This is a genomic window from Hungatella sp. SL.1.14 (assembly GCF_024460495.1).
GTDB lineage: Bacteria > Bacillota > Clostridia > Lachnospirales > Lachnospiraceae > Hungatella > Hungatella hathewayi.
Map to the genome: position 1 here is coordinate 1 of NZ_JANFYJ010000214.1, position 328 is coordinate 328.

Sequence of the window (328 nt, forward strand, 5' to 3'; positions counted from 1 at the left end):
AATCAGTTCATCTACAGAAGCATTTACGATGGCTTCGGTAGAAAGGTAGTCCGTCAGAACAGCTTCAGCAGTGGCACCATATTTATTGGAGAAAGGGTGCTCATCTTTGTCCAGCATGGCAAACTCGCTGAATTTCAGAAAGATGTTGTTGAGCATGTAGGTTTTCTCCCTGGCGATGCATTCTGTAATGTGAAGCCGGTGCCGTGTAAGGCGATGGAGTGCAAGATACTGTGCCCCGCGCCAGGGCTGTGTGTTAATCCGGCCGACCCTGGCGAAATCAGCGATGACAAAGGAATCAATCCCATCGTTCTTATCAAGGGAATTAAAG

At 48.2% G+C, this 328-nt stretch carries 1 protein-coding gene; it reads right to left on the minus strand.

Going from position 1 to position 328, the window contains the following annotated elements; genetic code table 11:
• A partial coding sequence (locus tag NE473_RS30735; protein WP_256265610.1) for an IS110 family transposase occupies nucleotides 1–328 on the minus strand: 328 nt, incomplete at both ends.